Annotated in this window: 29 protein-coding genes, 1 tRNA gene and 2 pseudogenes; 20 read left to right on the forward strand and 12 right to left on the reverse strand. The window is 56.8% G+C overall.

All coding sequences use genetic code 11. From position 1 onward, the window contains the following. Positions 1-2: 2 nt before the first annotated feature. The 13 genes from U6115_RS05485 to U6115_RS05545 all read left to right on the forward strand — a co-directional run bounded on the left by U6115_RS05485 (position 3) and on the right by U6115_RS05545 (position 11,219). Entirely contained in the window at positions 3-1,871 is a 1,869-nt protein-coding gene (locus U6115_RS05485) for a replication endonuclease (RefSeq protein WP_052258240.1), read from the forward strand. A gap of 10 nt (positions 1,872-1,881) precedes the next feature. Beyond that, positions 1,882-2,091, forward strand: a complete 210-nt coding sequence (locus tag U6115_RS05490) for a hypothetical protein (RefSeq protein ID WP_043578782.1) — start codon at positions 1,882-1,884, stop codon at positions 2,089-2,091. Between the two features lie 12 nt (positions 2,092-2,103). Further along, the gene (locus tag U6115_RS05495) at positions 2,104-2,352 is read left to right on the forward strand and encodes a hypothetical protein (protein ID WP_043578785.1); all 249 of its coding nucleotides are present in this window, start codon (positions 2,104-2,106) and stop codon (positions 2,350-2,352) included. A 154-nt stretch (positions 2,353-2,506) separates the two neighbouring features. Beyond that, a complete protein-coding gene (locus U6115_RS05500) occupies positions 2,507-3,838 on the forward strand; it encodes a hypothetical protein (protein ID WP_146008363.1) in 1,332 nt (443 codons plus the stop codon). 2 nt (positions 3,839-3,840) lie between these two features. Next, entirely contained in the window at positions 3,841-4,128 is a 288-nt protein-coding gene (locus U6115_RS05505) for a DUF2523 family protein (RefSeq protein ID WP_043578799.1), read from the forward strand. A gap of 11 nt (positions 4,129-4,139) precedes the next feature. Continuing rightward, entirely contained in the window at positions 4,140-5,249 is a 1,110-nt protein-coding gene (locus tag U6115_RS05510; RefSeq protein WP_052258242.1) for a zonular occludens toxin domain-containing protein, read from the forward strand. After that, complete coding sequence (locus U6115_RS05515; protein ID WP_080770301.1) at positions 5,246-6,538, forward strand: type II secretion system protein GspD; 1,293 nt, start codon at positions 5,246-5,248, stop codon at positions 6,536-6,538. Before U6115_RS05510 ends, U6115_RS05515 begins: the two co-directional genes overlap by 4 nt. Positions 6,539-6,658: 120 nt before the next feature. Continuing rightward, positions 6,659-6,787, forward strand: coding sequence for a hypothetical protein (locus tag U6115_RS05520; protein WP_255361861.1), 129 nt, complete (start codon positions 6,659-6,661; stop codon positions 6,785-6,787). A 1-nt stretch (position 6,788) separates the two neighbouring features. Beyond that, a complete protein-coding gene (locus tag U6115_RS05525; protein ID WP_043578805.1) occupies positions 6,789-7,034 on the forward strand; it encodes a hypothetical protein in 246 nt (81 codons plus the stop codon). A gap of 519 nt (positions 7,035-7,553) precedes the next feature. Then, on the forward strand, positions 7,554-8,486 hold the full coding sequence (locus U6115_RS05530; protein WP_080770371.1) for a retron St85 family RNA-directed DNA polymerase: 933 nt from the start codon (positions 7,554-7,556) through the stop codon (positions 8,484-8,486). Positions 8,487-8,490: 4 nt separating this feature from the next. Next, positions 8,491-10,101, forward strand: a complete 1,611-nt coding sequence (locus U6115_RS05535) for an AAA family ATPase (RefSeq protein WP_146008362.1) — start codon at positions 8,491-8,493, stop codon at positions 10,099-10,101. 6 nt (positions 10,102-10,107) lie between these two features. Further along, complete coding sequence (gene ptuB / locus U6115_RS05540) at positions 10,108-10,728, forward strand: retron Ec78 anti-phage system effector HNH endonuclease PtuB (protein WP_080770373.1); 621 nt, start codon at positions 10,108-10,110, stop codon at positions 10,726-10,728. 422 nt (positions 10,729-11,150) lie between these two features. Beyond that, a tRNA-Ile gene (locus U6115_RS05545) sits at positions 11,151-11,219 on the forward strand. Between the two features lie 468 nt (positions 11,220-11,687). Here the strand turns inward: U6115_RS05545 and U6115_RS05555 are convergent. From U6115_RS05555 to U6115_RS22775, 4 genes and pseudogenes are all read right to left on the reverse strand, one after another. Then, on the reverse strand, positions 11,688-12,191 hold the full coding sequence (locus tag U6115_RS05555) for a DUF1269 domain-containing protein (RefSeq protein WP_043581279.1): 504 nt from the start codon (positions 12,189-12,191) through the stop codon (positions 11,688-11,690). Positions 12,192-12,240: 49 nt separating this feature from the next. Further along, positions 12,241-12,894, reverse strand: coding sequence for a BON domain-containing protein (locus tag U6115_RS05560; RefSeq protein WP_043581282.1), 654 nt, complete (start codon positions 12,892-12,894; stop codon positions 12,241-12,243). A 323-nt stretch (positions 12,895-13,217) separates the two neighbouring features. Next, on the reverse strand, positions 13,218-13,679 hold the full coding sequence (locus tag U6115_RS05565; RefSeq protein WP_230623462.1) for an SPFH domain-containing protein: 462 nt from the start codon (positions 13,677-13,679) through the stop codon (positions 13,218-13,220). 76 nt (positions 13,680-13,755) lie between these two features. Continuing rightward, positions 13,756-13,986: pseudogene (locus U6115_RS22775) on the reverse strand (SPFH domain-containing protein); the annotation flags it as partial. A 351-nt stretch (positions 13,987-14,337) separates the two neighbouring features. Between U6115_RS22775 and U6115_RS05575 the strand changes: the two are divergent. Then, the gene (locus U6115_RS05575) at positions 14,338-15,054 is read left to right on the forward strand and encodes a Crp/Fnr family transcriptional regulator (protein WP_258239169.1); all 717 of its coding nucleotides are present in this window, start codon (positions 14,338-14,340) and stop codon (positions 15,052-15,054) included. 8 nt (positions 15,055-15,062) lie between these two features. Here the strand turns inward: U6115_RS05575 and U6115_RS05580 are convergent, their stop codons facing one another. The 5 genes and pseudogenes from U6115_RS05580 to U6115_RS05600 form a co-directional block, all read right to left on the reverse strand. Then, positions 15,063-15,227, reverse strand: a complete 165-nt coding sequence (locus tag U6115_RS05580; RefSeq protein ID WP_309137400.1) for a TraR/DksA family transcriptional regulator — start codon at positions 15,225-15,227, stop codon at positions 15,063-15,065. 107 nt (positions 15,228-15,334) lie between these two features. Then, entirely contained in the window at positions 15,335-15,550 is a 216-nt protein-coding gene (locus U6115_RS05585; protein WP_059184195.1) for a hypothetical protein, read from the reverse strand. A gap of 227 nt (positions 15,551-15,777) precedes the next feature. After that, positions 15,778-16,029, reverse strand: a pseudogene (locus U6115_RS05590) (YSC84-related protein); the annotation flags it as partial. A 39-nt stretch (positions 16,030-16,068) separates the two neighbouring features. Further along, a complete protein-coding gene (locus U6115_RS05595; protein WP_101527469.1) occupies positions 16,069-16,938 on the reverse strand; it encodes an IS3 family transposase in 870 nt (289 codons plus the stop codon). Further along, the gene (locus U6115_RS05600; RefSeq protein WP_043580908.1) at positions 16,935-17,228 is read right to left on the reverse strand and encodes a transposase; all 294 of its coding nucleotides are present in this window, start codon (positions 17,226-17,228) and stop codon (positions 16,935-16,937) included. The genes U6115_RS05595 and U6115_RS05600 overlap by 4 nt, the downstream gene beginning before the upstream one ends. A gap of 510 nt (positions 17,229-17,738) precedes the next feature. On the opposite strand from U6115_RS05600, the gene U6115_RS05605 reads away from it, so the two are divergent. From U6115_RS05605 to U6115_RS05615, 3 genes are all read left to right on the forward strand, one after another. Beyond that, the gene (locus tag U6115_RS05605) at positions 17,739-17,945 is read left to right on the forward strand and encodes a hypothetical protein (RefSeq protein ID WP_146008361.1); all 207 of its coding nucleotides are present in this window, start codon (positions 17,739-17,741) and stop codon (positions 17,943-17,945) included. 241 nt (positions 17,946-18,186) lie between these two features. After that, on the forward strand, positions 18,187-18,954 hold the full coding sequence (locus U6115_RS05610; protein WP_043576709.1) for a DUF1223 domain-containing protein: 768 nt from the start codon (positions 18,187-18,189) through the stop codon (positions 18,952-18,954). Between the two features lie 104 nt (positions 18,955-19,058). Then, the gene (locus U6115_RS05615; protein ID WP_043576707.1) at positions 19,059-19,403 is read left to right on the forward strand and encodes a hypothetical protein; all 345 of its coding nucleotides are present in this window, start codon (positions 19,059-19,061) and stop codon (positions 19,401-19,403) included. Between the two features lie 100 nt (positions 19,404-19,503). Here the strand turns inward: U6115_RS05615 and mltA are convergent, their stop codons facing one another. Then, the gene (gene mltA, locus U6115_RS05620) at positions 19,504-20,760 is read right to left on the reverse strand and encodes a murein transglycosylase A (RefSeq protein WP_043576706.1); all 1,257 of its coding nucleotides are present in this window, start codon (positions 20,758-20,760) and stop codon (positions 19,504-19,506) included. Between the two features lie 211 nt (positions 20,761-20,971). Between mltA and U6115_RS05625 the strand changes: the two genes are divergently transcribed. Beyond that, positions 20,972-21,286, forward strand: a complete 315-nt coding sequence (locus U6115_RS05625) for a BON domain-containing protein (RefSeq protein ID WP_052258111.1) — start codon at positions 20,972-20,974, stop codon at positions 21,284-21,286. Positions 21,287-21,356: 70 nt separating this feature from the next. Here the strand turns inward: U6115_RS05625 and lysA are convergent, their stop codons facing one another. Beyond that, entirely contained in the window at positions 21,357-22,583 is a 1,227-nt protein-coding gene (gene lysA / locus U6115_RS05630) for a diaminopimelate decarboxylase (RefSeq protein WP_043576702.1), read from the reverse strand. A gap of 117 nt (positions 22,584-22,700) precedes the next feature. Between lysA and U6115_RS05635 the strand changes: the two genes are divergently transcribed. Then, complete coding sequence (locus U6115_RS05635) at positions 22,701-23,618, forward strand: LysR family transcriptional regulator (protein ID WP_043576701.1); 918 nt, start codon at positions 22,701-22,703, stop codon at positions 23,616-23,618. On the opposite strand, the gene U6115_RS05640 is transcribed toward U6115_RS05635, so the two are convergent. Further along, positions 23,615-24,586 carry a hypothetical protein gene (locus U6115_RS05640; protein WP_052258110.1) on the reverse strand — a complete coding sequence of 324 codons (972 nt, stop codon included), beginning with the start codon at positions 24,584-24,586 and terminating at the stop codon, positions 23,615-23,617. The genes U6115_RS05635 and U6115_RS05640 overlap by 4 nt on opposite strands. Positions 24,587-25,116: 530 nt before the next feature. Between U6115_RS05640 and dtpA the strand changes: the two genes are divergently transcribed. Continuing rightward, on the forward strand, positions 25,117-26,604 hold the full coding sequence (gene dtpA / locus U6115_RS05645; RefSeq protein WP_043576699.1) for a dipeptide/tripeptide permease DtpA: 1,488 nt from the start codon (positions 25,117-25,119) through the stop codon (positions 26,602-26,604). Positions 26,605-26,645 lie beyond the last annotated feature (41 nt).

The following is a 26,645-nucleotide window of genomic DNA, read 5'->3' on the forward strand; positions in this document are numbered from 1 at the left end:
TCATGCTGCACCCGCTGTCACTCGAATACCGCCGCGCCTGCCTCGTGGAAGATCGTGAGTGGGTGGATAGCTGGCTCCGCACTGTTCCCACGCAGTTCGCCAAGCGGATTCGGCGGCAGCATAACAAGCTGCTTTTTTCCGAGGAGTTCCGGTACGACGGCGATGCCCGTCGTGCCGCCAACCTCTATGTGCAAGATTGCCGTGATCACCTCGTGGAAATCGGCGGTGCTCTCAAGTTGGGTGCCAGCGATGCCGAACTATGCCAGGCCGCCAAGGAAACCGTGCAGCACATTCTCTCCGTGCAGCGACTGTGCAGTGGCTCCGACTACATATCACTTTTCCAGCGCTTGGCCGACTACCTGGCGGAGCGCGATGTTTTCTTCTTCGATGATGAAGAAGCGCCAGAAGGGTGCACGCGGTTACCGCCGCCAGGCAAGCGGAGCGTGAGCCACGAAAGTATTTTCAAACGCCTGACCGATGAAGGCTTCTGGCGCAAGGTTTTTCGGCGTGGTGTGGCCCGCAAGGTAGAGGCGGAATCCATCCGCACCGGCCTGGTCAATCAGCGGGCTGGGCTGTATGTGTCTAATGACACCTTGGCCCGCTTCCGCTCGCAACGTTGCCGCAACCGCTCGTTGCTGGAAAGCCTGGTTGCTTTCAATGAGCTGGGCGACGAATTCACGCTGGCCGAGTTGGCCGACCTGTCCGTCTCGAATCCAGATAACCGCCGCGCGGAGTTGATGACCCGTATTGCCGGTTTTGAGGCGATTGCCCGCTCCCTGGAACATGCGGCGCTTTTCCTGACAATTACCTGCCCATCTCGCTTCCATGCCTTCCGCAAGCTCAACAAAGGCGGGGTCATCGAGAACACAAAATATTGCGGCAGAACGCCGCGCCAAGCCCAGCAATACCTATCGGGCGTTTACGCCTGCATCCGTGCGGAACTGCATCGCCGCGAGATTTCCCCCTATGGCTTCCGCATTGCCGAGCCGCATCACGATGCTTGCCCGCATTGGCACTTGCTGCTTTTTGTTTCTGCCAGCCAGGCCGACGAACTGGCTGCGATCTTCCGCGAATATGCCACTCGTGAAGATCGTGAGGAGCTGGCCGGCAATGTCGAGGCCCGCTTCAAGTGCATCGAAATCGATTGGAAGCGCGGTACGGCCGCCGGCTACGTCGCCAAGTATGTTTGCAAGAACGTGGATGGCAAGAAAAGCGATGGCGAGCCGGTGGGCGTTAACTTCGACGGCATGGATACGGTCACGGCTGCCGAACGTGTTCTGGCTTGGGCATCGTGCTGGGGCATTCGCCAGTTCCAGCAGGTTGGCGTCGCGCCTGTCACCTTGTGGCGCGAGCTGCGGCGTATCGCTGCGAACGACGGCACGGTGATAGACAGTGAAGTGATCAGCCGGGCAGCTGAAGCTGCCGATGCTGGTGATTGGGCGGGTTTCGTGCGAGCGCTGGGTGGCACTGGTCTTAGGTTGAGTGATTTGCCCATACGGCTATGTCGCGAAACCGGCCGTACAAACCGGTATGGCGAGGAAGTCGGAGTTCGTATTCTGGGTGTCGCTGACTGCGAGGATGGTGTCTTCATTCAATCCCGACGCCATGAATGGACGGTCGAGTTCGCACCTAACCGCGAGCGAAGCGAGCCCGCAGTTAGTTCGACTAGTGTCAATAACTGTACGGAACCCACTTTTGTCGAAGCTAGGGCCGATCTGAGGGGAGGGGCAAACCGCCCACAGCTGCCCGGCCTCGTGAATCGATCGGATAGCGTTGGGCTGGATTTCAGTTCAGACCCAACTTTTCCCCGGTTATCCAATTCTGCGACGCACCTGCGAAGGCCACCCCATGGCTCAGTGTGTCCGCTCTGATGAGTCCGGCTTGCTGCATCTGGATACGACCCAGATCGAGCAATGCCAGACCCTCGTACTGCTTTCGCCGCAGGAGTATGCCGCGATGCAGAAATCCCAATCGGTCAACTGGCAAACCGCTGGCGTTTTCTGGGCGTTTGCCTTTGCCATGGTTGTATCGAGCTGGGTTATTGCCCGTTATGGGGCCTTCTTGTTCAAACCGTTCAAAACCCGTGTTTAAAAGGAAAACGCAATGCACACCAATGCTCATATCAAAAAACTTGCTCTGGTTGCCATCTTGGCCGTCCCGGCGCTCGCTTTTGCTGCGGACCCCGCTCCGGCTACTAGCGGCGTGGATACTGCGGCGCTTATCGACAGTTTCGTGGCTGCATTCCCTGTCGCTAAGGTAGCCCAAGCCGTTGCCTCGATCTGCATCAGCATGATCGGCCTGGTTGCCATCGGCTTCGCTTTCGATGCTGTACGCAAGCGCATGAAGGGCTAAGCGTCCGGACCCGGACTTTCGCATGCGAAAGTCCGGGCATTTCGACTGATCAATCTGTTGAAGGAATGCACATGGCTGCTGAATGGTGGTATCTGGCTGCTTTCGCACTGGGCGTCTCTTGCGGGAATGCTGTGGTCCAAGGGCTCAAATCCATATGAAGCGTTTACTATGTGGCGCTGCCATTGTGCTGTCTCAGGGCGCTTTAGCCGGTTCTGCCCTGGTGAATGGAATGCCGTCCTCATCTGTCGCTGTCAACGCAGCAATGGGCGCTGCATTGGCTGACAAACTGGCCACGCTCAAAGTGAATACCCAGCTTGGCGCACAGATCATGCGAACAGTTGCCCGTTCGTCAGCTGTTCGATTCTTGGGGAAGTCAGTAGTGTTAGCGGCGCCGCTGATGATGGCCGTGAATACCGGGGTATTCGATGAGCAAACGCCAGGGGTATTGGTACATGGTGACGGTGCCAGCGTTACATTCTCTGGTCCGAGTATGGACCTGTCGCAGATGCCAACACGTGCCTTACCTTCATCCAGCCTGGTGGATGCTCTGATGGTGATGGGCTACCCCAACGATGCAGTCTTTGCTAATCGTCCCAATGGTGACACCGCGATCTTCCTGCGTACCAAGCAATATGCTTGTCCAACGCCGGACACTGTTTGCAACTGCCCCCGCGGCACTCTGGATGCTTCTGGCTATAGCGTTTCGGCCTGCACAGGACTTGGCTATGTCGGTGATAACCATATCTACCAACTGGTCCTTATCATGGAGAAGACCCCTCCCAAGCTGTTGAAGGACCTACGCTATCAACCTCGGCCAATCACTAGCAATACTCTTGCAGCATCAGACTTGCCGGACTCTCGTGCCAATGATCAAGTGAACCCTGCACTTATTGCTGCCGCGCTTTCTTCAGCAATAGATGATGCGCGACAGCGTGCGCCAGGTCTTGCATGGCCTCCGGATTTATCCCGTCCCAATTCGATCAGCGCATCCGATATCAAGGCTACTGGTGTATCTACTCCGCTGAGCGGGGCATTAGCTCCTATTGCGGTTGGCTCTAATGATCAGGCTCCGGCCGGCTGGGCCGATGCCCGCCCCGGGACGCCATATTGGGACCCATCAATTACTCTGCCTGGAACATGGGGTGGTACTGGCGCTACTACCAATACGGGCACCGGTAGCCAAGGCGCAACCGTCGATCTTGGAACTGCGCCGACGGTAGCTGAACCGCAGTTGGAAGAGACGCCTACCGGTTTACAGATCATGCAGCCCGTCATTGATGCCTTGAACCCATTGAAGGGCGTGACCTTGCCTTCCGGCGATGGTCAATGCCCTTCAGTTGATCTGGACTTGTCCTTTTTCCGAGAAGGGGCGGTGCATCACTTGGATGAGCAATGCGCCATGCTCGAGAAGGTTCGTCCTATTCTGGAGCCTGTCTTTGCTGCCTGCTGGGGGCTGATGGCGTTTTTTATCGTATTGAGGGCATAGCCATGTGGGCATTTCTGCAATCGGCAATCTGGACCGCCTTGGGATGGGTTTTCCGCTCGGTCCTGGTCAAGTTCGTGGTCGCCTTTGGCATGTTCTTCGTAGTGAAAATCTTGGCCGAAGTCATCAGCTATGCACTACCCAATGCGTTAAATCTGTCCGGCTTGATTCGGGCTGTGCCGGCAGGTGTCTGGTACTACGCCAGTCTCCTGCAACTTCAATATGGTTTGCCGCTGATCGTTAGCGCCTCTATCAGCCGTTTTCTCATCCGGCGCTTGCCAGTCATCGGCTAAGGAACTCCATCATGGCCATGTACGTTTATTGCGGCTTGCAAGGCTCTGGCAAGTCATTCGAAGCGGTCAAATCGGTGATCGTCCCCGCCATCGCCCAGGGGCGGCGGGTGCTCACCAATATCCGCAACATCCGGCAGGACAAGATTCACGACCTGATCGAGCGGAAGGCGCTTGCCAAACCAGAGGCGACACTCGGAGAAATCATCCCGCTCACACCGGATATCATCCTGGCACCGAATTTTTTCTTTGATCCCGAGTTGCTGCTGGCCACCAACGGCGAGGTTGATAGCTTCGTCAGACCCGGCGATCTAGTGGTGATCGATGAGGCCTGGGAAACCCATGGCCCGGATCGCAAGCTATCCGAAGAGCACAAGAAGTTCTTCCGCATGCATCGGCACTATGCCCACCCGGTCACGGGTGTGACCTGCGATCTGGTCTTTCTCTGCCAGGACATCGACACATCGCTGAACCGCTTTGTCAAAGCTACGATTCAGCAGACTTTCCACATGAAAAAGCACACCGCGCTCGCGGCCATCCCGTATTGGAAGAATCGCTATGTGATCACTATTTACGAAGGCCACAAGATGCGCATCAAGGATGTCATCAGCCAGTATCAGGCCAAGTACGACAAAGATTACTTCGGGCTGTATGACTCGCATGTCGGCGGCGTCGGTAAAGAGGTCAAGGTAGATGGGCGTGCCACACTCTTTACTAAGAAAAACGTGCTGGTTTTCAGCTGCGCGCTGCTTGCGCCAGCTGCTGGCCTTTATGGCTTATACAGTGTGTTTGCTCCCTATCTGCTGGGCGATTCCCACAAGCCGGCGGTACCGCAAACCAAGCAAACCGCCAATGCTGCATCCTCCGGCTTGCTGGAGGAAAAGCTATCTGCCGGTAAGCCTTCTTCGCGGAAAAGCAGGGTAGCCCTCGTGGGCTACTTGTCCACCGGGGAGAGCATACGTGTGCTGGTCAGAACCCCGGAAGGCATCCAAACGGTGACGCCGACTAGATTCGTGCCTGACGGATTTGCCACCTCTGCCGAGGTAGATGGCCAGGCTGTCTCGTTTTCGTCTGGTTCGGCCAAGAGTGATTCATCGTTGCTCGGGGAGGCGTTGCCCAAATGAATGTTTCGCGCCCGCTGGCTGCTCTGTCCTTGCTGGGTTCCATTGCGCGGGGTTTATGCCTAGCCACGCTGTTACCGCCCGCCGTAGCATTTGGCAAACCGATTCCCGTCATTTCGATGACCTTCGACCGTATCCCGGTCAGCGACCTCGTGATGGCCTACTACACCCAAATCCAGAAGTCGCCATTCGTCATTGACCCTAAGGCAGCCAAGTCGGATGCGGTATTCACCATGTCGCTAGAGCGCATCCCGCCTGCACAGGCAAAGAGCATGTTCCTGGAGGCGATGCGTAGCGCCGGTTTCGTCGTGGAGCGGCGTAGCGGTGTGGACTTCATTCGATTGCGCGAAGACGGTGAAAAGCCCATTGCCGACCAAGTGTTCATTTATCACCCGCGCTATCGTGATGCCAACTACCTGGGCGACCTGATCGGCGGTTTGTTCGCTACCGGCCACTTCGTACAAAACCGCCCGGCTCCGCGTAGCGACGGTACCCCCAAGGCCAGTAACGACAAAGGTGACTCCCCGTTGAGCTTGCAAAGCCGGCCGACCGATACGCTGGTTTTCAACGGTACCGAAGAGGAAGTAGCCAAGCTGAAAGGCTATCTCGCCAGCCTGGATACGCCGGCCAAGCAAGTGCGTGTCCGGGCGGTCGTTTACGAGGTCAGCGGCGGTAACAACGAGGGTTTCAATCTGGGGGCCGTCATTCGCAGTGCTTCGCAAAAGCTGTTGCTACACATCGGAGCGGCTGACGCGGCCGTGGCCGGCTCGTCGGTATTCCGCTTGCAGTCCACATCGCTGGATGTTCTGGCCGAGCTGTTTGCCATGGATAGTCGGTTCAATGTCGTCACGCGCCCGGATGTGTTGGCCGCAGATGGTCAGCAGACTCGCTTCCAATCCGGTGAAAACGTTCCCGTCCTTGGCCAGGTCAGCTACGACAGCAAGGGCAATCCGGTCCAGTCCGTCGATTACAAGCCGTCAGGGATCGTGATCGAGGCCCGGCCACAGATCCGCGGTGAAGTGGTCAGCCTGCAACTTAACCAGGAAGTCTCCAACTTCGTTCCCACCAAGACCGGGGTCAATAGCTCGCCCACGCTTATGACGCGCAACCTGACCACGACCTTCGATGCAAAGCCCGGCGACGTATACGTCATCGGCGGCCTCAAGACACAGAAGGAGACACAAGACCGCAGCTTCTTCCCCTTCACATCCTGGGCTGTGAGCAACGCGAAGCAATTGAGCAATAGCGAAATCGTGGTGTTGGTGCAAGTCGAGGATGCCACGCCGATTTGATCCCCTCCGCTGTTGCCGGCGTGGCAGCTCCCGCAGCGGAGCGAGGACAGCATGCCGCGGCGGCAACAGCGCAGGACCGAGCACGATGCCGTAAAGCATCGACAACAGAAAGGAACCACTATGCTTTTGAACTGGATTTTGGTGGCATGGGACGAACGCCACCGCAGCATCTTCTGGCAAACCCGCTACTTTTGGCTGGCTTTGGCAACTGCGCTCTGGCTGATTCGTCGTTTGATTCTGGAGGCATGACATGTCTGACCACAAGCAAGACCCGATTATCATGCCGACACCGGATGGTCCCCTGAACTTGACCGAGTACACCTATGCCACTTATGCCTACCTCGTAACGACACCTGAAGGACATCGGCTCATGATGGTTCGTGACAACAAGGCGAATGCGCCGTTTCTTGCGGAAAAACGCCCTATATGGGAAAAAGAGGGATACCTGATCGAGTACTTGCCATTGGCAGAGGCCCGACGCAAGCTGCTGCAATGAGGTGAGCATGGGCGTTCTCTATGTTGCCTGCTCTGGCAGCAGAGCTAGGATTTCGCATGCGAAACCTTGGTGGGGGGAGTTGTATGGCTGTGGAGTCATTAGTTGGACTCATTGTCGTTGTAGTTGTGTTCGCACTGGTTGCGTTGTACGCCGGGAGTCAACGACGTGTGTCGAAGCGACATCGTAAGCATCCCAAGCAACCTTCGGAGTAGTGTAGAGGCAGGCAGTCCCCCCACAGAAATGTCTGCATGTGGTTGATATAATTGTGGTTTTTCTTGCCTGTTCTAGAGTGGATTTGTTGCCACGCTTTGATTGGAGTAAACTTAGAAGGCTCTCTAGCTTAGGACTCTATGTCCAGTCGGGTGTTTAGCCAGACTCTAATTTATTGAACGGTTTGGGGTTGCGAAAGACTCGCATCCTAAACTCGTTCCTCATTTAGGATGCGAGTCTTTCGCTTCCTCTAGTAGAGAGTGGGAGCCCAAGATTTTTCTTGGGCTTTTTTTTTAAAGGAGTATCTCTGTGGGAATTATCGAATCACTAGCTGGAAAGTTAGATAAGTCTCCTAGCGCAGTTAAAAAATTCCTGGCTAGTGCTTCTTTGAAATATCGGGTCTATACAATACCTAAGCGAACACATGGCTATAGATTAATTGCGCACCCTTCAAAAGAGCTTAAGAAATATCAGCGTGCATTTTTAGAATTAATGCCGCTAGCTATACATCCTTGTGCTATGGCGTATAGAAAAGGGTTAAGCATCAAAGATAATGCATTAGCGCATGTGGATAAAAAATATTTACTCAAGCTAGACTTAGAGAACTTCTTTAATTCGATTGACCCTAATATATTTTGGAAAGTTTACCACCTGCATGAAGAGGTCTGTGAGCCATCTTCTCTAGGGGAGCGGCTTTTAATTGATCAGTTGCTTTTTTGGTGTCCAAGTAAAAGGAAAGGAGGGAAGTTGGTTCTTAGTGTTGGAGCTCCTTCGTCTCCCATGGTGTCAAATTTTTGCATGTTATTTTTTGATGTCGTTATTTCAAAATATTGCAAAATCAACCATATATCATACACTCGATATGCTGATGATTTAACTTTCTCTACTAATGAAAAAGGGGCTTTATTTAAGATTCCAGAATTGGTGAGAGACACTCTTTTTTCAGAGTTTGGGAATAGAGTTGTGCTTAATAATGCTAAAACAAAATTCTCATCAAGGGCGCATAACCGTCATGTGACTGGTGTTACTCTGTCTAATTCAGATACCATTTCAGTAGGGCGCGAGCGAAAAAGATATATAAAGCACCTTGTTCATGAATATCAATTGGGAAGGATGAATTATGAAGAGATTTTGCATTTGAAGGGCCTGCTTTCTCATGTTAGTCATATAGAGCCTGTATTTATAAATTCATTGGCTAAAAAATATGGTCCCGATGTTTTGAAGAGAATACATAAGGAGTAATGTTGTGTCAGAAAAAGGAATTAAATCAATAAAAGTAGAAAAATCGATTCAAGTAAGCAAAAAGAGAAAAAACTATATCCCCAAATTATATCGTTCATACAAGAATCAAATTATTGCTGGAGATGATCATGCAGAAGAGCTAATTATAGAATTTGAAAAAATTCTTGAGCAAAACGATGCCCGTTTATTTTTACATAAGATGCGTTTTTTTGATTTTAGGCGATTTTCTCATTTTGAATTGAATTTTGATGAATATCTTACGGTTATTATCGGGGATAATGGCGTTGGTAAAACATCTATTGTGGATGGAATGGCGAAAATAATTTCGTGGATTCCATCAACGATTGAGAAAGAAGGTAAGGCCGCCCAGAGAATATCGCTTCTGGATATTAAAAATGATAGCGCGAGATATGCTGAGGTTGGTGCTGATTTTGTGCTGGAAAGAAATAATTATTATAGTTCAGCATTAAAAAGAGCTGTTCTTGGTGCAGAGGAGAAGCAGGATAGTAATTTGGAGGAGATTAGAGAACTTGCTGACTTGTATCGAATCACTAACTCGCATTTTCAGATAAATCTGCCAGTCTTTGCTTACTATTCGACCATCAGATCAAAGTCAAAGGTCGATTCGAATTTGGGCGTAGTTGTTAATGCCAATCCATCTTCGCGACTCTATGCATACAAAGATTGCTTAGGTGGTGAGGGGGATATATCAAGCTTCTCTAAATGGTTTATTTTTTTTGCAGGTGAAGGTGTGAAGCCGCCTTCAGCAGAAAACAGTCTTGTCACTATTGATGGATCGATTGGTGATGAGATTAAAAGACTTGTGGAAAGTGGATTGGTTGCGGAGGATAGTCCTCTTTGGGCGCTCTATAAGAATTCAGTGCCAGAACTTAAAAATCTGGCATTAGGTAATAATCAAGCTGAAGAATATATTAATATTGTAAAAAAAGCCTTGAAAGCTGCGCTTCCTGAGGTGCAAGATGTTTTTGTGGATCTAAAAAGAGCAGGGTTTGCTATAAAAATAGAAAATAGAGAGGTTTCCTTTAATCAGCTTTCTGATGGGCAAAAATCAATATTTTTGATAGTGGCTGATTTGTCTAGGCGAATGATAATGCTAAATCCTAATCGAGAGAATCCTCTGGATGGGAAAGGTATTGTTATCATTGATGAGATAGAAATGCATTTGCATCCTCGCTGGCAGCAACATATTATTCTCAAGCTTAGAAGTATATTCCCTAAAATTCAATTTATTATCACGACGCATAGTCCTCAAGTACTTTCGACTGTCGATAAAAATTCTATCCGGCAGATTGTGTTGAATTCAGAAGGTGATCCAGTTGTTCAGCCAGTAACGTGGCAAACTAAGGGTGTCGGTAGTGTAGATATTTTAGCTCATATCATGTCTACATCCTCCTCCCCCGAGATTGAAGAAACTGCGATGCTAGAAGAGTTTTACCAGAAGCTATCTGAAAATAGTGAGGATGATGAGCGTGCTCAGTATTTGCGCAATCATTTGCAGAGCCATTTTGGTAATGATCACCCTGTGGTGATTAAATTGTTGGCAGATATAAAATTTAATGAAATAAAAAGAAGAATAAGTAAAGAAAATAAGTGAGTTTATATGAAGAAGCTAGTTCGTCCATTGGCTCCAGTTTGCTTGTCTAAATATAAGCATGGTAGAGATAATTGGGGTAGCGTTTCGCCTCAAGATAAGGCGGATATCCGGCAAGTGTTGAATGTAATGCAAGGGGATTATTGTGCCTATTGTGAATCTAAAGTTTCTTCTTCAAAGCAGCAAATTGAACATTTCAAAGATAAAAAAACATATCCGAAGCTAACTTTTGATTGGAGTAATTTGTTTGGATCCTGCAAGGAAAATACTCGCTGCGGTCAGTATAAGGATGGTCCAAAATCTCCAAAATATAATCCAGAAAAGCTTATAAAGCCGGATGTGGATTACTTTGTTGATTATGTAAATATTGATGAGCAGGGGAGGATAATTCCTCGGAGTGGTATTGGTCTTTTAGATAAGGAGAGGGTGGATGAAACGCTAAAGGCGTTTAACTTAAATAATGATCCTGGTCTTTTGAAAGATAGATTTGACTCGATTAATGCGTTAAAAGAAATCTATCAGTACCTCGTCGAAAATTGCGATGATTTTTCTATGATTAGATCTGATATGCAAGATATGATTAAATCCTATCCTTTTCAAACGTTGCTTAGTAAATACTTTGAAGTTTAGATTTTTTTGGCGTGCCAGAATTTGAATTGCTTTGGATTGAGTTGATGTCATTCTCTTGTCAAGGGTGGCCGCAGGCCACTTGTCTTGCCCTTGACAAGCGCAAGCAGGATACGCTGAATAAGGGGCTGGGGTATTCACCCCAGCCCGCGAGGATCAAACGCGGTCGTTTGTGGGGTGTGGGGCAAAGCCCCACGGTCTTATGCTCGGGGAGCCGACAATGCCCAATAGAAAACGAGTAGATGTGTACTATCCGCCGCTTACTCAGGAAGAGCGAGAATGGCTTGATGCCGCGCCAGTTGGGATGGAGTGGGGAAGCGAGGAGTGGGACAAAAAGTACAACGAAGGATCAACGCTATTGTCAGCTGATGAAGCTCTAAAGTTAGATGATAGTGACTAAGCCTTTGTAAAGTTATGCATTGTGAGGCAAAGTTGCCTGTTGGTATGGACTCATAATCCGTTGGTGCCGAGTTCGACTCTCGGGGGGGCCACCAAATAAAACAACGACTTACAGCAAGAGCTGTAAGTCGTTTTGCTTTTGGGTTGCAAGTTTGACGGCGATGCGTTCCTGGGCTGGCGTCAGGGGGGGCTGCAGCGGTGCGCTGTGTAGGAACGATCCTCGACGCTGTCGCGGCTCTTCCATTTTCGGATGGTGTCCATGGTGACGTTGTAGCGAGCGGCTAGTTCGGCCAGAGTGCCGGTTGCTTGCCGAATTTCCTGACGGATGGGCTTGTTTGAGCAGTTTGACGATCATCTTGTCTGGGCCTTGAACGTTTCCAGGAGCTTACCCAAACCCTCGCGGGCCAGGGTAAGTTTCCAGAGGCGTTTACTCAGTAAATCGTCTGGGATGCAACAGCTAGCTTGCTCCCTGATTTGCTTACGGGTTATTGAGAAATTTTGTTATCGGCTCTAAATGGGTGTTGAGATTCCGATAGCGCGGTAGCTGTATGGTGCTACTCGAATTAGGCTTCTTTCCATCCCGTCGAAATATCTAGAATGGCATGCGCTTTGGCAACGTCGGCTTCTCCACCGTGTATCACCAGCACATATTTATCGGCTTTCAGCGCGGTTTCGTATTTCACTGCCTGTTCGGCGTTAATGCCAACTCGGGTCAGCGCAGCGCCTAATGCGGATACCCCGCCCACAATCGCCGCGCCTTCCAGGGCACCGACCAGTGCTGCAACAACCGGGCCGGCCATGGCAACCATTCCCACGCCAGGCAAAAAGAAAACCGCGGGAGCAAGCAGTAATCCCCATAAACCACCCCAAAATGCGCCTATGCCTCCCCAGGCTTTCATTTTGTCGCCTACGGTATAAAAACCGACCGGGTTTTCCTCGCTGTGGTAGCCTTTCCCAATGACAGATAGTTTTTTTACGTCGAAACCACCTTTGCTTAGCAGGCGGATGGCATCCTCCGCTTCTTGATGGGTGTTGTAAACATAAACTGGGGATTGTGCTGAGCTCATGATATTTCCTTTAAGGATGCATGATTTAAAATGCCTTTGTCATATTGATCTAGATTACTACCTTGATTCTATTGATCACCTGATGTACGCCCGGCATGCCCCAGGCGGCATGATCGGCTAATTCGCGTTCAGACCAGCTATGCACTGAACCATTCAGAATCACATCTGCTCCCTGAATGGTTACGGAAATGCTGTCCATATCGGCTATGGCCCGGCGGCGAAGCGCATTTTCCACACCACCCTTCACCTCGTTCATGGATAGTTTGGGGCGGATGGCGATATTGTCGCTCACGCCGGTGACACCCAGTAAATGTCGTACCATCCGTGTAGCGATTTGGCGCTGATAATCCCATTCCACCGTTCCAGATAGCGTGACCCAACCCTTTTCCACCATGACTTGCAAACCTTCTTTAGGTATTTCAGCCATTTGTTGCAGTAGATTGGCGACTGATCGGGATATATCGGCATCGTCACGCCGGTCTGCATTCGGTAATTGGACATCCATTTCAATGGCCAGCGCTTTGACGCCGGCTACGCGCAGCGCCGCGCGCTCCGCTGCCCATTTTTCGGCATAACTGCTGACATGTCCGGTTAGCGTTACCGCGCCATCACTAGCAGATACGCCTACATGGGTGGCATTGATAGATGGGTCCCAATTAAGTTCCGCTATTACATCCTGTTGTAATTGCATATCGTTTTTCATCGCATGATCTCCAGGCAGCCATTAAGAATCTGTAGATTGGCATTCGGTTTTTGGATGGTCTGTTCGATAACGTACATAGTGGAAAATCAGGTTGGTGACGTCGATTGGGGGATGACTAAGCAGATATTGATCTGAAGAGGTTGGATACTAGCAGTATGCTGAATGCGAAGAATGGGCCGGCCGGGTAGCGTTTTTGTGCAGCGCCTCGCGTGGGTTGTCCTATTTCCGGCGATTATATTGCGCGAGGCGGCACCGAATTCCGATCAGGAATAATTAGTGGGTGGTCGATGTGGTCTATCAAGCAGCGTTTCAAATACCGGACTTTATTTCAATGCGGTGGATTCGACCGGGTTGGCGTGGTTGGCGGAGGCGTGGGGCGTGGCCTGTCGCCTGGAGGCGCGGCTTGTGCCAGCGGCGACCATTGGATTCAGGCTGTCCACAATGGTGCTCGGGATCAGAATGGTGGTGCCGCGCTCCTTGGTGGTTTCGTAGATGATGTTCATTGCCCGCAATTGCAGCGCGGCCGGGTGGTCGGCATAGACATTGGCCGCCTCGACGAACTTGTTGGCGATTTCGGCTTCGGCGGACCCCAAGATGATGCGGGCCTGCTTTTCTCGTTCGGCCTGCGCCTGACGCGACATCGAGTCCTGCCGCACCACTGGTATGGCGACGTCGCGGCTTTCCACTGAGTGCACCGTAATGCCCCATTCCGTCGTCTTTTCGCCTACCTTGCGGCACAGTTCCTGGTCGGTGCTGTGGCGGTCGCTCAGCAGCACGCCCAGCATCGACGAGCCTGTCATTTCGTCGCAGCGAGGTCTGCGCCACGCGGTCTATCGCCTGGCGATAATCGGTGATGGCCAGCGCCGCCTTTTGCGTGTCGTGGACATGCCAGAAGATGATGGCATCCAGGTTCACTGGCACCGTGTCGCGGGTCAAGGCCTGTTCGGCATTGAAGGTGGTGGTCTGGATTCTTTCGTCTATGGTTGCCACCACGTTGTCTACCACCGGGATGATCAGGAACAGCCCTGGTCCGCTGACTCCGCGCAGTTTGCCGGCGCGCAACACCACACACTTTTGCCAGGTATTGGCCATGCGTAAGGATTGCGACACGATGGCGGCGGCCACCCATAGCACAATGGCCGGCGCTAGATAGCCCTGGGAATTGGCCAGCGCGCCTGGTAGGAACAAGGTGGTAAGGTGATGGAGTTCATGGCGATGCTCCAGGCGGCGCGTTCCATCCGGCAGACACCGGCCGCAGACGGAAACGGATCGTAAACAGCTTGTGACAGTTCTTGAGAATTGGCGCTTTTCCCGCGATTGATCTGTACGCTGTCATACATAGCGCGCAGTGATTGGCAGCCATAGTAAATATTAACGGTATTGCATATGCTGGATAATTGCCGATTCATGCGAGCCGGCCCAGTGCGTGCTCACTCGGGAGTGATGATGACCATCGACGATAATCCTAGGCGGAATGGTTTGCTGGCCGGACTGCCGGAGTCCGAGTGGTTGCGGCTGCGCCCGCATCTGGAGCCGGTAGAAATGCCCTTGGGCAAGGTGCTGTACGAGCCGGACTGCGCGCTGAGCCATGTTTACTTTCCAACGACAGCCATCGTGTCGCTGCTGTATGTGATGGAGGATGGGGCTTCGGCGGAAATCGCGGTGGTGGGCTGGGAGGGGATTGTCGGCATCGCCCTGTTCATGGGGGGGGAGACCACGCCCAGTCGTGCCGTGGTGCAAAGCGCTGGCTATGGCTATCGCTTGAAAGCGCAGGCCTTGAAAGACGAGTTCAATCGCGCGGGGCCGATGATGCATTTGCTGCTGCGCTATACCCAGGCCTTGATCACCCAGATGGGACAAACCGCGGTCTGCAATCGCCACCATTCGCTGGATCAGCAATTGTGCCGCTGGCTGCTGTTGAGCCTGGATCGCTTGGCCGGGGACGAGTTGGTCATGACCCAGGAGTTGATCGCCAATATGCTGGGCGTCCGCCGCGAGGGCGTGACCGAAGCCGCCCTGAAGTTGCAGAAGGCCGGTTTGATCCGCTATGTGCGGGGGCATATCACCATTCTCGATCGTTTTGGGCTGGAGCAGCGCACCTGCGAATGCTACGAAGTGGTGAAGAAGGAGTATCAACGCCTGTCCGGGCCCCTGCCATAGCAGAATAACTAGCTCTGTTTTTGCCGGGCTTCCAGTTTTTCCTGGGCAGCGCGCGATAGCGTAGCGGTGGGCTGAGCCTGAAGGCGGTCTATTCCGATGGGCTCGCCGCTGACTGCGCAGTAGCCGTAACTGCCGTCGCGTATGCGTTGCAAGGCTTGATCTATCCGCTGCAATTGCAGTTTTTCCTCTCTTGAACCGTCAAGTCCATTCTATGCTCATCTGCCTGTTGGCCGCGTTCGTCTGCGTCGGAGATCACAAGGAAGCTTTGCAGTCACTCCCATCAGCGGCGATGCAGGAGGGGGGCGATGGTAGATAGCGACGGCGTGACGGCAGCCTCTTGCCCATTGCTCTCCCTTTCCAGCCGCATGGCTTCAGACTCCGCCATCTCGTACAAGGGATAGATATGCGAAGGCGGAGGATGCTGGGCATTGTGGACAGACCAGCCAACAAAATGTCCCGCGGTGTTGCGTTCGGTTTTGATGTGGTATCTGGGCATGGGAGACTCCTTCACGCGTGATTCGTACTCGGCTTCAAGGTTGAGCGCCTGCGATGGAACAGAGTTCAGTACTGCGGAGCGTGAGGCAAGGATGGGTAGCGGTCTGTGCGTTGGAGTGCACATGCCAAATCATTTGGCCTGGCGCCCCATGGTTTCTAGAGTAGGAGCGTCGCCTTTAGCTGTGCCGATGGTACGACAAGGCGGCATCAAATTGGGATGGGCTGGGCTTAACGCTTGATGAGCGAAATCTTGGTGCCTTCTATGCTCAGGCTGGCCATCAGGCCTTCCTGGTCGAAGATGAAGGCATAGGCGTCGTTGCGCAATGTCGTCGAGCTCAAGTTTTTCGCCTTGCCGGCATCAACCACGACTACGCTGGGGCCGGTGCCGATTTCCCAACCCATGGACTTTTTCAGATAGCGGACGGCTTTCTGATTCATCAGAAATACTACATAGCCATAGGATTCCGCGCCTGCCTGCCATCCCCAGGATGGTCTGTCCCACTCTCCATGGACAGAGGGTTAAGCACTAAGCTCTGAACGGCGGCGTTCGAATTCAACCGGGGTCAGATACCCCAGGGTTGAATGACGTCGTTGGTGATTGTAAAAGCGGATGTAATCAAACACATCCGTACGCGCCTCCTCGTAGCTCCGGTAGTGGGTCAGATAAACACGTTCCGACTTCAATGAACGGAAGAAGCTCTCCATCGCTGCATTATCCCAGCAGTTCCCGGTGCGGGAGTGGCTCGGTACCATTCCGTGCCGTTTCAGCAATGCCTGGTAGTCAAAGGCACAGTACTGACTCCCGCGGTCCGAATGCAGAATCACCTCTCCTGAAGGCTGGCGGCGCGCCACTGCCATCGTCAGGGCAGCATGCACCAGTTCTTGCTGCATTCGATGATGCATGGCCCAGCCCACTATCGCCCGGGAGTACAAGTCGAGCACCACCGCCAGGTACAGCCACCCTTCACCGGTCCGGATATAGGTCATATCCGACACCCAACGCTGATTGATGTCGCCACCAGCAGCAAATTGTCGCTGCAGCAGATTAGGCGCCACGGGTAGAAGGTGTTGACCACCACTGACGGGTCGACAATGTTTACGAGTTCTAACCCTGATACCGTTTCGCCGCATCAGGCCCGCGATGCGATGCCGCCCGCAGGCGAAGCCCTGTGCAAGAAGTTCGGCATGAATACGCCGATGGCCATAAATACCATTGACCTCGGCATGCACCAGCCGGATTTCACGTAGTAGTTGTCGGTTCGCCATCTCTCGCGCCGAAGGTGGGCGGTGTAGCCACGCATAGTAGCCACTGCGGGACACACGAAACAGTTGGCACATCGGGGCTACCGGGTAGCGGTCCGACAGCGCCTGAATCGCGCGGAATTTCACTTCATGGGTTGCGAGAAGATGGCGAGCGCCTTTTTTAGGACATCGCGCTCCATGGTAACGCGGGCCAGTTCATCCCGCAGTCGCTTGAGCTCGGCGGCTTCACCGGTCTGTTTGCCTCGGCCAGGGAAGGCATCGGGTCCTGCGTCTTGGAGTTGACGCTTCCACTTGCCCAGCAGCGACTCGGTAATGTCGAAGGCTTGGGCAACATGCCGTAACGGGGTGCCGGCAAGTACCTGCTCAACCGCTTCGCGCTTGAGGGCCTCCGGGAAAGTACGTCTGGTCTTGATCATGAACACTGCTCCTTGGTGGGGATTATCCACCTTAAGTTAGTGTCCACGGGGAATGGGACAGACCAAGAAAGCTTTTCGATTCGATTGATGGTTAGTGGAACGCGTGCCATGATATGCCCTACATGCTTTATTGTAGGGCTGTTGAGTGCCTTTGGGTCAATTCTTATCATCTATTTTTTTTGTGATGGGTTGTATTTTTTACTTTTAAAGCAATTGGTTATGTTGATTTTGTCAACACATGTCACCGCCTGGATATGGTTTGAATTTAGGACTCATAATCCGTTGGTGCTGAGTTCGACTCTCGGGGGGGCCACCAAATAATACGGCGGCTTACGGTTTATTCCGTAAGCCGTTTCGCATTTCCGGCGGTAAGCCTAGGCGGCGAATAGCGGCGGCTGTGGCTTCAAAGCGGGTGATTTTCCTGGTTTGCGGGCTTTGCGCAGCTAATGAGGGCCGAAACCCGCCGCCGAATGACCCTGGCCGCTGTTTGCGGCATGCGGGCGCTATCAATTGAGCCGTCATGTCGGGTTTATCCGCCAGCCGCTGGCGTGGACATCAATTTTTGAATGGCGCGGGTCGTTTTTTCCTTTCCAATTTGTTTTCTCGCTGCGATTTTCTTTAGTTTCTTTTCCGTTCCCTATTCTCGCGGCAAGCGACGGTTCCGATTGTTTTTTCATTCCCGGCCTGTGGATGCGTGCGGCTTTTCAAAAAGCATGAAGCGGATTTTGTCTTATCTAGATTAGTCTGCCGCTGTCTTGATGGAATGGCATTGCATCCTGCCGCCTGCGGATTTCGGCGAAGCTCCGCGCTTGCGTTTCCCGCATTCCATGCGGCGGGCTTCCGGCGCTGCGTTGCGCGCCGGCGAGGAGGCCGGCCGCGAGCGGAGCGGATGCCGCTTTGCCTGTAAGGCCGCGCAAGTCCGCCCGACTAACAAGCGTATTGTCGCCGGGAGCGCCGCATGATCCGCATATTCATCGCCTGCTGCCTGTCCGCCGCAGCGTGGGCCGCGCCGGCCGCTTCGCCGCCGTGCCGGGCGCATGGCGAGTCCGGCCCCGCGCGCCAGGTTTCCCTGTTGGAGCTGTATACCTCGGAAGGCTGCAGCAGCTGCCCGCCGGCCGAGCGCTGGCTGTCGGCCCTGCCGCCGGCCTTTGTCGATGGGCGGCAGGCGCTGGCGCTGGCCTTTCATGTCGATTACTGGGACGGCTTGGGCTGGCGCGACCGCTTCGCCAGCGCCGCTTATTCCGAGCGTCAGCGCCGGCATGCCGCCCAGGCGGGCGGCGCGGTGGTTTACACGCCGCAGTTCTTGCTCAACGGCCGCGATTGGCGGCCCGGCGGCGATGGCGAGCTGGCGCAGGCCTTGCCGCAGAGCGCGTCTGGCGCGACGCTGCAGCTGGATAGCCGGACGTTCGCGGATGGGGTGGATGTGACGCTGCGCGCGCAAACGCCGGTGAAAACGGGGCAGAGGCTGATGCTGGCACTGTTTGAGAATGGCCTGCAAAGCTGGGTGGAGGCGGGGGAGAACCGCGGCAGCCTGCTGCGGCATGATGCAGTGGTGCGCGGCCTGTGGGGGCCGTTCGCGCTGGATGGCGGCGGCCATGCCGCGCTCAGCAGGCATTTGGCGTTCGCCGCCGGCCAGAGGCCGGAGTTCAGCGGCGTGGCGGCTTGGCTGGAAGACGTGGACAGCGGCGCGGTGAGCCAGGCGGTGGTGGCCGCTTGCCGGCGCTGAGGAGTGGTTGAACTGACAGGCGGCCGGGTGGCTTCGCGCTGCTATGATTTTGCGGTTGTTTCGCCAGCATTCGCCTCGCCATCGCGTTTTCCGGGAGCCCGCGCATGTCGCCAACCGAAGCCCGCAGCATAATCGAAGCCCTCGCCAATGGAGTCGATCCGGATGGCGGCCAACCCTTGCCGCCGCTGGCGGTGTTTGATCAGCCCGAAGTGATCCGGGCCTTGTTTCTGGCGGCGCGGGCGCTGGAAATGATGGATGGTCGGGCGCGGCGCGCGCCGCCAGACCATGCCGGCCACCCCTGGTCGGAGCTGGAGGAGACCCAGTTGCTGCAGGCTTTCGATTCCGGCTTGCCGCTGAAGCAGATCGCGGCCGACCATGGCCGCAGCCGCGGCGCGATCAATGCCAGGCTGCAGCGGCTGGGCCGCATCGGCGAACAGGTGGAGGGCTGAGCGCGGCGGATGCCCAGCATCGAATGCGTGCGGATCCGGCTGGGCGGCTTGCGCTTGGGGCCGGAAGGAAAACGCGGGGGCGGGCGGCCCCCGCGCTCGTTTACAGCGTCGCCGACGGCGACAGGCCCTTGGGCAGCAGCAGCCACAAGCTGCCTTGCTGCTTCATCCGCCCGGCGTACATGCCAGCCTCGGTGCCGTAGCCCCAGAACAGGTCGGCGCGCAACGCGCCCTTGATGGCGCTGCCGGTGTCCTGAGCGTGGACCAGCCGCACCAGCGGTTCGGCGGAGTGCGGCCAGGTGGTGGACAGATAGATCGGCGCGCCCAGCGGGATGTAGCGGGGGTCGACCGCGATGCTGTAGCCGCCGGTCAGCGGCACGCCCAGCGCGCCGACCGGCCCGCCGTTGTCGCCCGGGGTGGTCTTGAAGAAGATGTAGCTGGGATTCACCGCGAACAGCTCGTCGCGGCGTTGCGGATTGCGCGCGAGCCAGTCCTTGATGCCTTGCATCGACGCGTCGGAGAGCGTCAGCTGGCGCTGGTCGACCAGCCATTTGCCTATCGACTGGTAGGGATAGCCGTTTTGGTCGGCGAAGCCGACGTGGATGAAGCTGCCGTCGTCCAGCTGGATGCGGCCGGAGCCTTGCACTTGCAGGAAGAACAGCTCCACCGGGTCTTCCACCCAGGCCAGCACCGGCGCGCTGCCGGCGATGCTGCCCTGATTGATCTGGCCGCGGGTGAAGTAGGGCAGCAGGCGCGAGCCGGACAAGCGGCCCTTCAGGCGGATGCCGCGCGGATCGGCCGGGAAATCAGCCGGGTTGACTTCGATATCGCCGCCGGCGGCCAGCGCCAGGCGGTTCGGGCCGATTTGCCTGGCCCGCAGCGCGCCGCGGTTGCGCTGGCTCATCGGCACGTCGACGCTGACCATGTCGCGCGGCACGCCGTATACCGGCCACGGCGTGCGCTCGGAGCGGGTGCGGCTGCCGCTGAGCAGCGGCTCGTAATAGCCGGTGATCAGGCCGCTGTCGCGGCTGCCGTCGCGCAGCTTCCAGGCGGTGAAGCGGTTTTCGAAGAAGCGGCGCACCGCGTCGCCATCGTTGTCGGCCAACTGGCCGGCTTCGCGGCACACGCCGCGCCAAGCCGGTTTTTTCTGCAGGCTCTTGCAGCTTTGCCGCAGGCCTTGCAGCGTGTCGCCCAGCGTCTGGGTGTTCCAGGCGGGCAGGGCGGCCAGGCTGCTGGCGTCGCCGCCGCCGGCGCTAGGGAGGGAGGGGAGGCTGCCGGTCGGCGTAGTGGTGCCGCAACCGGCGAGAAGCAGCAAGGCCAGCCATAGCGGCCAGCGTTTCGGGGACAGGATATGGGTCATGCCTACTGGCCGGGCGGCCTTCTCTTGATGAATGGGATGGATTGTAACCTGCGGGTCGCGCAGCGTGTCGCTGGAATGCCGCAGTCAGCTCAGTGTCATTGAGCTGCAACAAAACGGAAAAGTTTCATCGCTAACATGGAGCCGTTCCGTGTGGTGCGCCGGATGGGAATTGCGCCAGCCGGCATTTGTCGCGAGAAATCTGGAGAAAATGATGAAACGTTTTGCAAGCCAAACCCTGCTGTTGGCCGCACTGGCCTTTTCGGGCGCCTTCGCCACTCAGGCTTATGCCGAAGGCGCCGTTGCGGTTGCCGCGCCGACCGACGCCGAGCTGGCCGCCTCCGTCAAGCAGGCGCTGGATAGCGATGCCGAACTGAAGGCGCTGGGCCTGAAAGTGAGCAGCAACAAGAGCGAAGTGACGATCGAAGGCCAAATGAGCGACGACCAGCAGATGTTCCGCGCCGGCCAGATCGCCGAGCAGATTCCGGGCGTCAAGTTCGTGATCAACAAGATGGAACTGAAGAACTGAGTCTTCCATCCAGGCGGGATGCGCGAAAAGCCGGGCATTGCCCGGCTTTTTCACGTTTGCCGGCGGCGGCTCAGGCTTCCAGCGCCAGCAGCTCGGCCATGGTCTGGCGGCGGCGGATCTGGCGCACCGCGCCGCCATCCACCAGCACTTCGGCCAGCAGCGGCCGACTGTTGTAGTTGGAGGACATCGTCGCGCCGTAGGCGCCGGCGTCATGGAACAGCAGCAGGTCGCCGACCGCGGCCGGCGGCAGCGGCCGGGCTTCCACGGTGCCGCCCTCGCGCTGGGTGAACACATCGCCCGATTCGCACAGCGGGCCGGCGACCACGGTGTCGACGCTGCCGGATTTCGCCGCGCCCTGCGCATCGAGGACGGTGATGTGGTGGTAGCTGCCATAAAGCGACGGCCGCATCAGGTCGTTGAAGCCGGCATCCACCAGCACGAAGCGGCGGCTGCCCATGTTTTTTACCGCGCGTACCTCGCTGAGCAACACCCCGGATTCTGCTACCAGAAAACGGCCGGGTTCGATTTCCAGCCGCAGCGGATGGCCGAGCCGGTCGGCTATCTGGCGGCGCGCCTCGTCCCACAGCTCGAAGTAATGATCGGCGTCGATGCGGGCGTCGCCGTCGCGGTAGGGGATGGACAGGCCGCCGCCGGCCGAAATGGCCTCGATGTCGCAATCCAGCCGCTGCACCAGCTCCACCATCGCGCCGCATACCCGCTGCAGGTGGCCGTAGTCGACGCCGGAGCCGATGTGCATGTGGATGCCGACCAGTTGCAGCCGGTGGCGGCGAATCTCCGCCAGCGCCAGCTCCAGATCGGCGTGCCAGATGCCGTGCTTGCTGTTTTCGCCGCCGGTATTGGTTTTCTGGCTGTGGCCGTGGCCGAAGCCGGGATTGATGCGCAGCCATACCGGGTGGCCGGGGGAGGCCGCGCCCAGCTGGCTCAGCATGTCTATCGAGCCGGCGTTGACCGGAATGCCAAGCTCCGCCACCCGCGCCAGCGTGGCGCGGTCCAGCACATCGGCGGTGAAGACGATGTCGGCTTGCGCGCCGCCCTGATAGCCGGCGGCCAGCGCGCGTTCGATCTCGCCCAGCGACACCGCGTCCACTTTCACGCCCTGTTCGCGCATCAGGCGCAGGATGTGGGTGTTGGAGTTGGCTTTCTGCGCATAGCGTATGGTATCGAAGTGCGAGAGTTCGGCGATGCGCCGGCGTATGGTGTCGGCGTGGTAGATCCACAGCGGCGCGCCGTATTGCTGGGCGATGGCGGCGAGCTGGCGGGTGTCGAATGCGTGCATGCTGGGGCTTCCGGATGGGTTTTTCCCATCATCAGCCGCTTTTCCATAAAAATAAAATAGCAATTTGTGGCCATATCTTTCATTTATGATATGGGCTGATTTCCAGGGGGAGCGGCTGTGTCCGTCAATCTGCGTCATATCGAAGTGTTCCGCGCGGTGATGACCAGCGGCAGCGTCAGCGGCGCCGCGCGGCTGCTGCATACCTCGCAACCCACGGTCAGCCGCGAGCTGGCGCGTTGCGAGCAATTGCTGGGGCTGGCGCTGTTCGAACGCAGCCGGGGACGGCTGCGGCCCACCCAGCAAGCCTTGCAGCTGTTTGCCGAAGTGGAGCGCAGCTTCATCGGCCTGGAGCGCATCGTCGGCAGCGCGGCGGCGATCCGCCAGTTCGCCGGAGGCCAGCTCGCCATCGCCTGCCTGCCGGTGTTCGCCCAGACGCTGCTGCCGGCAGCGTGCGCCGACTTTGTCGCCGGATTTCCCGATGTCGGCATAGACATCAGCCCGCAGGAGTCGCCATGGCTGGAGGATTGGCTGGCGGCGCAGCGCTTCGATCTGGGGCTGACCGAGCAGCAGCAGGCGCCGGCCGGTTGCCAGACGCAGACGCTGTGGCAGGGCGATGAAGTGTGCGTGCTGCCGGCTGGCCATCCGCTGGCGGCCAAGCGCAGGCTGGAGGCGGCCGACTTCGCCGGGCTGTCCTTCATCAGCCTGGCCGCCAGCGACAGCTACCGCCAGCAGGTGGATGCCTGGTTCGCGCGCGAGGGGGTGTCGCGGCGCATGCAGCTGTCCAGCCACAGCGCCGCCTCGGTGTGCGCGATGGTGCGGCTGGGGCTGGGCGTGGCCATCGTCAACCCGCTGACCGCGTTGGCCGAGGCCGGCGATGGCCTGGTGGCTAGGCCGCTGGCCGCATCCATCCCCTTCAGCGTGCAACTGGCCCTGCCGCAATATCGGCCGGCGTCGCCGCTGCCGGGACGCTTCGCCGATTCGCTGCGGCGGCAAGCGGCCGCGCAAGAGCGGCTGCTGGCCGCCTTGCTGGCCTAGGGCCGGGCGGTGGCCCAGGACTTGGGATTGTTTTCGTCCGGCGTGGCCGGCTTGTCCGGACAGTCGCTGGCGAACAGGCAGCACCACTGCGGCTTGGCCGGGCACATTTGCGCCACCTGGTCCCAGGTTTGCGCCGGATCGGGCTTTTCGGCGCGGAAGTGGCTGTAGTTCTGGCTGACGATGGGCGCGTCCGGCTCCGGGCTGGGGTCGCCGGAGAAGTAGAACGATTGCGGATGGCGATAAGGCTTGCCGCCGTCGGCGTCGGGGGCGGCCTGCTTGTAGAAGGCGTAGCCGAACAGGATCTTCTGCGGACCGACCAGCCGCGAATAGGCTTGCAGGCTGTTGTCCAGGTGGCTGCTTTCCGCCTTGTTGTACGGCAGGTGGCGGATGAAGTCCTGCCGCGGCGGATGGTTGTTCAGCGAGAACTGGCAGCATTGCGGCATGCCCGGCAGGCGGTCGGCGTAGGTCAGGAAATAGGCCTTGTTGCCCAGCGAGACGAAGCTGCAGCTGTAGTGGTTGCTGCCGGGAAAAATGGGCAAGCAGCGCTTCTCGTAGTGTTCCATCATCGCGCCCTTGCCGTCGCCGTCGGCCGGTACGTAGCTGGCGTCGTAGTAGCTGGCGCCGTAGGACACTTCATAATCGTCGGGGCTCAGGCCGGCCGGTGGAGAGCTGTACGGCGGCGGGTATTGCTCGTAGTTCTTGAACACCCGGTACATGGTCCAGTCGCTGACCCACCATTTGGGGAACAGCGGGTTGCTGGGCTGGCCGGGGCTGCGCGGATAGGTGCAGTTGAACGGTGGCAGGCACCATTTTTCATTGTGGACGCCGCCGGTGTAATAGGTGTGGCGCAGGCGGGCCGCCAGTTCCTGCCAGGGCAGCGGGGTGGGATCGAAAGTCGGATTCGGCGCGGCGCGGACTGGCAAGGCGAGCAGGCACAGCAGCGCGAGGCTGAGGCGGGGCAGCGGCATGGCGGGCGTCCTTTCTTCTGGCATGTACTTGGAGGAATAGTCCGTGGGGATGCCGGCTGTCCTGTTCTTTTGGCCAGGTTGTGCGATGCCGGACCCGCCAGGGGCGGCAAGGGGGTGATTTCAATGCGCCGCTTAAAATTGCAATTAAATGCTTAAATTTCTTACAAAAAGAAATATAAATCGTATTTGCTGTGAAAAATAATAATTTCCACGTTAAATTATCTAATGCTTAACTATATGTTGCCAGTGCTGTTGGGATATTTTGGCCTGTTGGCGGCATCCCGCATTGACAGCAAGGTCCATATGCTTCATCAATAGTTCCTGAATGCTATCTTTCATCGATTGATGCCTGCAATTTCGGTGTTTTTCTGATTGATGGCGGAAGTTTGCTTAATTTTTCAGTAGTGACCACTGTCTGTCCCATCTTGGCGCGACCGGCAACGGCCGGCGCGCTGAGCGTCCGTCGTCGTCGTTGCCGCCGTGGAGGCCCTTCAGGGCATCGCAGCCGTGGCATCGCGAGGAACTTATTCATGACGTCGACCGCGCTCAACCCCCTGCGGCAGCCCAAGCCGTTTTACCTGATCTTCTCGATCGAATTCTGGGAACGTTTCGGTTTCTACGGCCTGCAGGGCATTCTGGCCGTCTACCTCGTCAAGGCGCTGGGTCTGCGCGAGGCTGACTCGTTCACGCTGTTCTCGTCCTTCATCGCGCTGGTGTACGGCCTGATCGCCGTCGGCGGCTGGCTGGGCGACAAGGTGCTGGGCACCAAGCGGACCATACTGCTGGGCGCGCTGGTGCTGGCCGCCGGCTACGGGATGGTGACCGCGTCGGCCGAGCATATCGGCCTGCTCTACCTGGGCATGGGCACCATCGCGGTGGGCAACGGCCTGTTCAAGGCCAACCCGTCGTCGCTGCTGTCCAAGTGCTACGAGGAAAACGATCCGCGGCTGGATGGCGCCTTCACCATGTACTACATGGCGATCAACATCGGCTCGCTGCTGTCGATGCTGGCCACGCCGTGGCTGGCCGACAAGTTCGGCTACGCCCACGCCTTCGCGTTGTCGGTGGTGGGCATGCTGATCACTGTCGCCAACTTCCTGCTGATGCAGGGCTGGGTGAAGCATTACGGTTCCGACGCCGACTTCCGCCAACCCAAGCTGTCCACCTGGCTGGCGGTGCTGGCCGGGGTGGTGGTCGCCTGTGGCGCCGCCGCGCTGCTGCTGAAGCACGAGATCATCGCCAACGTGGTGCTGGCCGCGCTGTCGATCGGCGTGGTGGGTCTGTACGTGAAGGAAACGCTGCTGCTGAAGGGCGCCGAGCGCAAGAAGATGATTGTGGCCGCCGTCCTGATGCTGCAGGCGACGGTGTTCTTCGTGCTGTATAACCAGATGCCGCTGTCGCTGAACTTCTTCGCCATCCACAATACCGAGCACACGCTGTTCGGCATCCCGGTGCAGCCGGAGCAGTTCCAATCGCTGAATCCGTTCTGGATCATGCTGGCCAGCCCTTTGCTCGCCGTCTGCTACAACAAGCTGGGCAACCGGCTGCCGATGCCGCACAAGTTCGCGATCGGCATGGTGCTGTGCGCCGGCGCCTTCCTGGTGCTGCCGCTGGGCGCCAAGTACGCCAACGCGCAAGGCCTGGTATCGTCCAACTGGATGGTGTTGAGCTATCTGTTGCAGAGCGTGGGCGAATTGCTGATTTCCGGCCTGGGCCTGGCGATGGTGGCGCAATTGGTGCCGCAGCGTCTGATGGGCTTCATCATGGGCGCATGGTTCCTGACCTCGGCCGCGTCGTCGGTGATCGCCGGCTGGGTGGCGGGCCTGACCGCCGCGCCGGACAACGTCACCAGCCCGCTGGCCACGCTGGAGATCTACAGCCGCGTGTTCACCCAGATCGGCGTGGTGACCGGGGCGATCGCGCTGCTCACCATCATCATCGCGCCGTGGCTGCACCGGATGACGCTGGACGAGAAGCCGGAGCAGCCGGAACACGAAATGGCGCTGGACGCGCGTTGAGCCGCCGGCCGCATGCGCAAACGGGAGCCAAGGCTCCCGTT

This window comes from Chromobacterium subtsugae, assembly GCF_035919665.1.
Classification (GTDB): domain Bacteria; phylum Pseudomonadota; class Gammaproteobacteria; order Burkholderiales; family Chromobacteriaceae; genus Chromobacterium; species Chromobacterium subtsugae.

Excerpts from the sequence above, each read along its gene's own strand:
- U6115_RS05615 (WP_043576707.1), top strand. The coding sequence starts at position 19,059 with ATGTCGCCAACCGAAGCCCGCAGCATAATCGAAGCCCTCGCCAATGGA.
- U6115_RS05485 (WP_052258240.1), top strand. The coding sequence starts at position 3 with ATGCTGCACCCGCTGTCACTCGAATACCGCCGCGCCTGCCTCGTGGAA.
- U6115_RS05625 (WP_052258111.1), top strand. The coding sequence starts at position 20,972 with ATGAAACGTTTTGCAAGCCAAACCCTGCTGTTGGCCGCACTGGCCTTT.
- U6115_RS05575 (WP_258239169.1), top strand. The coding sequence starts at position 14,338 with ATGATGACCATCGACGATAATCCTAGGCGGAATGGTTTGCTGGCCGGA.
- U6115_RS05520 (WP_255361861.1), top strand. The coding sequence starts at position 6,659 with ATGCTTTTGAACTGGATTTTGGTGGCATGGGACGAACGCCACCGCAGC.
- U6115_RS05505 (WP_043578799.1), top strand. The coding sequence starts at position 3,841 with ATGTGGGCATTTCTGCAATCGGCAATCTGGACCGCCTTGGGATGGGTT.
- U6115_RS05560 (WP_043581282.1), bottom strand. The coding sequence starts at position 12,894 with ATGAAAAACGATATGCAATTACAACAGGATGTAATAGCGGAACTTAAT.
- U6115_RS05610 (WP_043576709.1), top strand. The coding sequence starts at position 18,187 with ATGATCCGCATATTCATCGCCTGCTGCCTGTCCGCCGCAGCGTGGGCC.
- lysA (WP_043576702.1), bottom strand. The coding sequence starts at position 22,583 with ATGCACGCATTCGACACCCGCCAGCTCGCCGCCATCGCCCAGCAATAC.
- U6115_RS05585 (WP_059184195.1), bottom strand. The coding sequence starts at position 15,550 with ATGCCCAGATACCACATCAAAACCGAACGCAACACCGCGGGACATTTT.
- U6115_RS05515 (WP_080770301.1), top strand. The coding sequence starts at position 5,246 with ATGAATGTTTCGCGCCCGCTGGCTGCTCTGTCCTTGCTGGGTTCCATT.
- U6115_RS05600 (WP_043580908.1), bottom strand. The coding sequence starts at position 17,228 with ATGATCAAGACCAGACGTACTTTCCCGGAGGCCCTCAAGCGCGAAGCG.
- U6115_RS05495 (WP_043578785.1), top strand. The coding sequence starts at position 2,104 with ATGCACACCAATGCTCATATCAAAAAACTTGCTCTGGTTGCCATCTTG.
- dtpA (WP_043576699.1), top strand. The coding sequence starts at position 25,117 with ATGACGTCGACCGCGCTCAACCCCCTGCGGCAGCCCAAGCCGTTTTAC.
- mltA (WP_043576706.1), bottom strand. The coding sequence starts at position 20,760 with ATGACCCATATCCTGTCCCCGAAACGCTGGCCGCTATGGCTGGCCTTG.
- U6115_RS05565 (WP_230623462.1), bottom strand. The coding sequence starts at position 13,679 with ATGCTGGGCGTGCTGCTGAGCGACCGCCACAGCACCGACCAGGAACTG.
- U6115_RS05525 (WP_043578805.1), top strand. The coding sequence starts at position 6,789 with ATGTCTGACCACAAGCAAGACCCGATTATCATGCCGACACCGGATGGT.
- U6115_RS05500 (WP_146008363.1), top strand. The coding sequence starts at position 2,507 with ATGAAGCGTTTACTATGTGGCGCTGCCATTGTGCTGTCTCAGGGCGCT.
- U6115_RS05640 (WP_052258110.1), bottom strand. The coding sequence starts at position 24,586 with ATGCCGCTGCCCCGCCTCAGCCTCGCGCTGCTGTGCCTGCTCGCCTTG.
- ptuB (WP_080770373.1), top strand. The coding sequence starts at position 10,108 with ATGAAGAAGCTAGTTCGTCCATTGGCTCCAGTTTGCTTGTCTAAATAT.
- U6115_RS05555 (WP_043581279.1), bottom strand. The coding sequence starts at position 12,191 with ATGAGCTCAGCACAATCCCCAGTTTATGTTTACAACACCCATCAAGAA.
- U6115_RS05510 (WP_052258242.1), top strand. The coding sequence starts at position 4,140 with ATGGCCATGTACGTTTATTGCGGCTTGCAAGGCTCTGGCAAGTCATTC.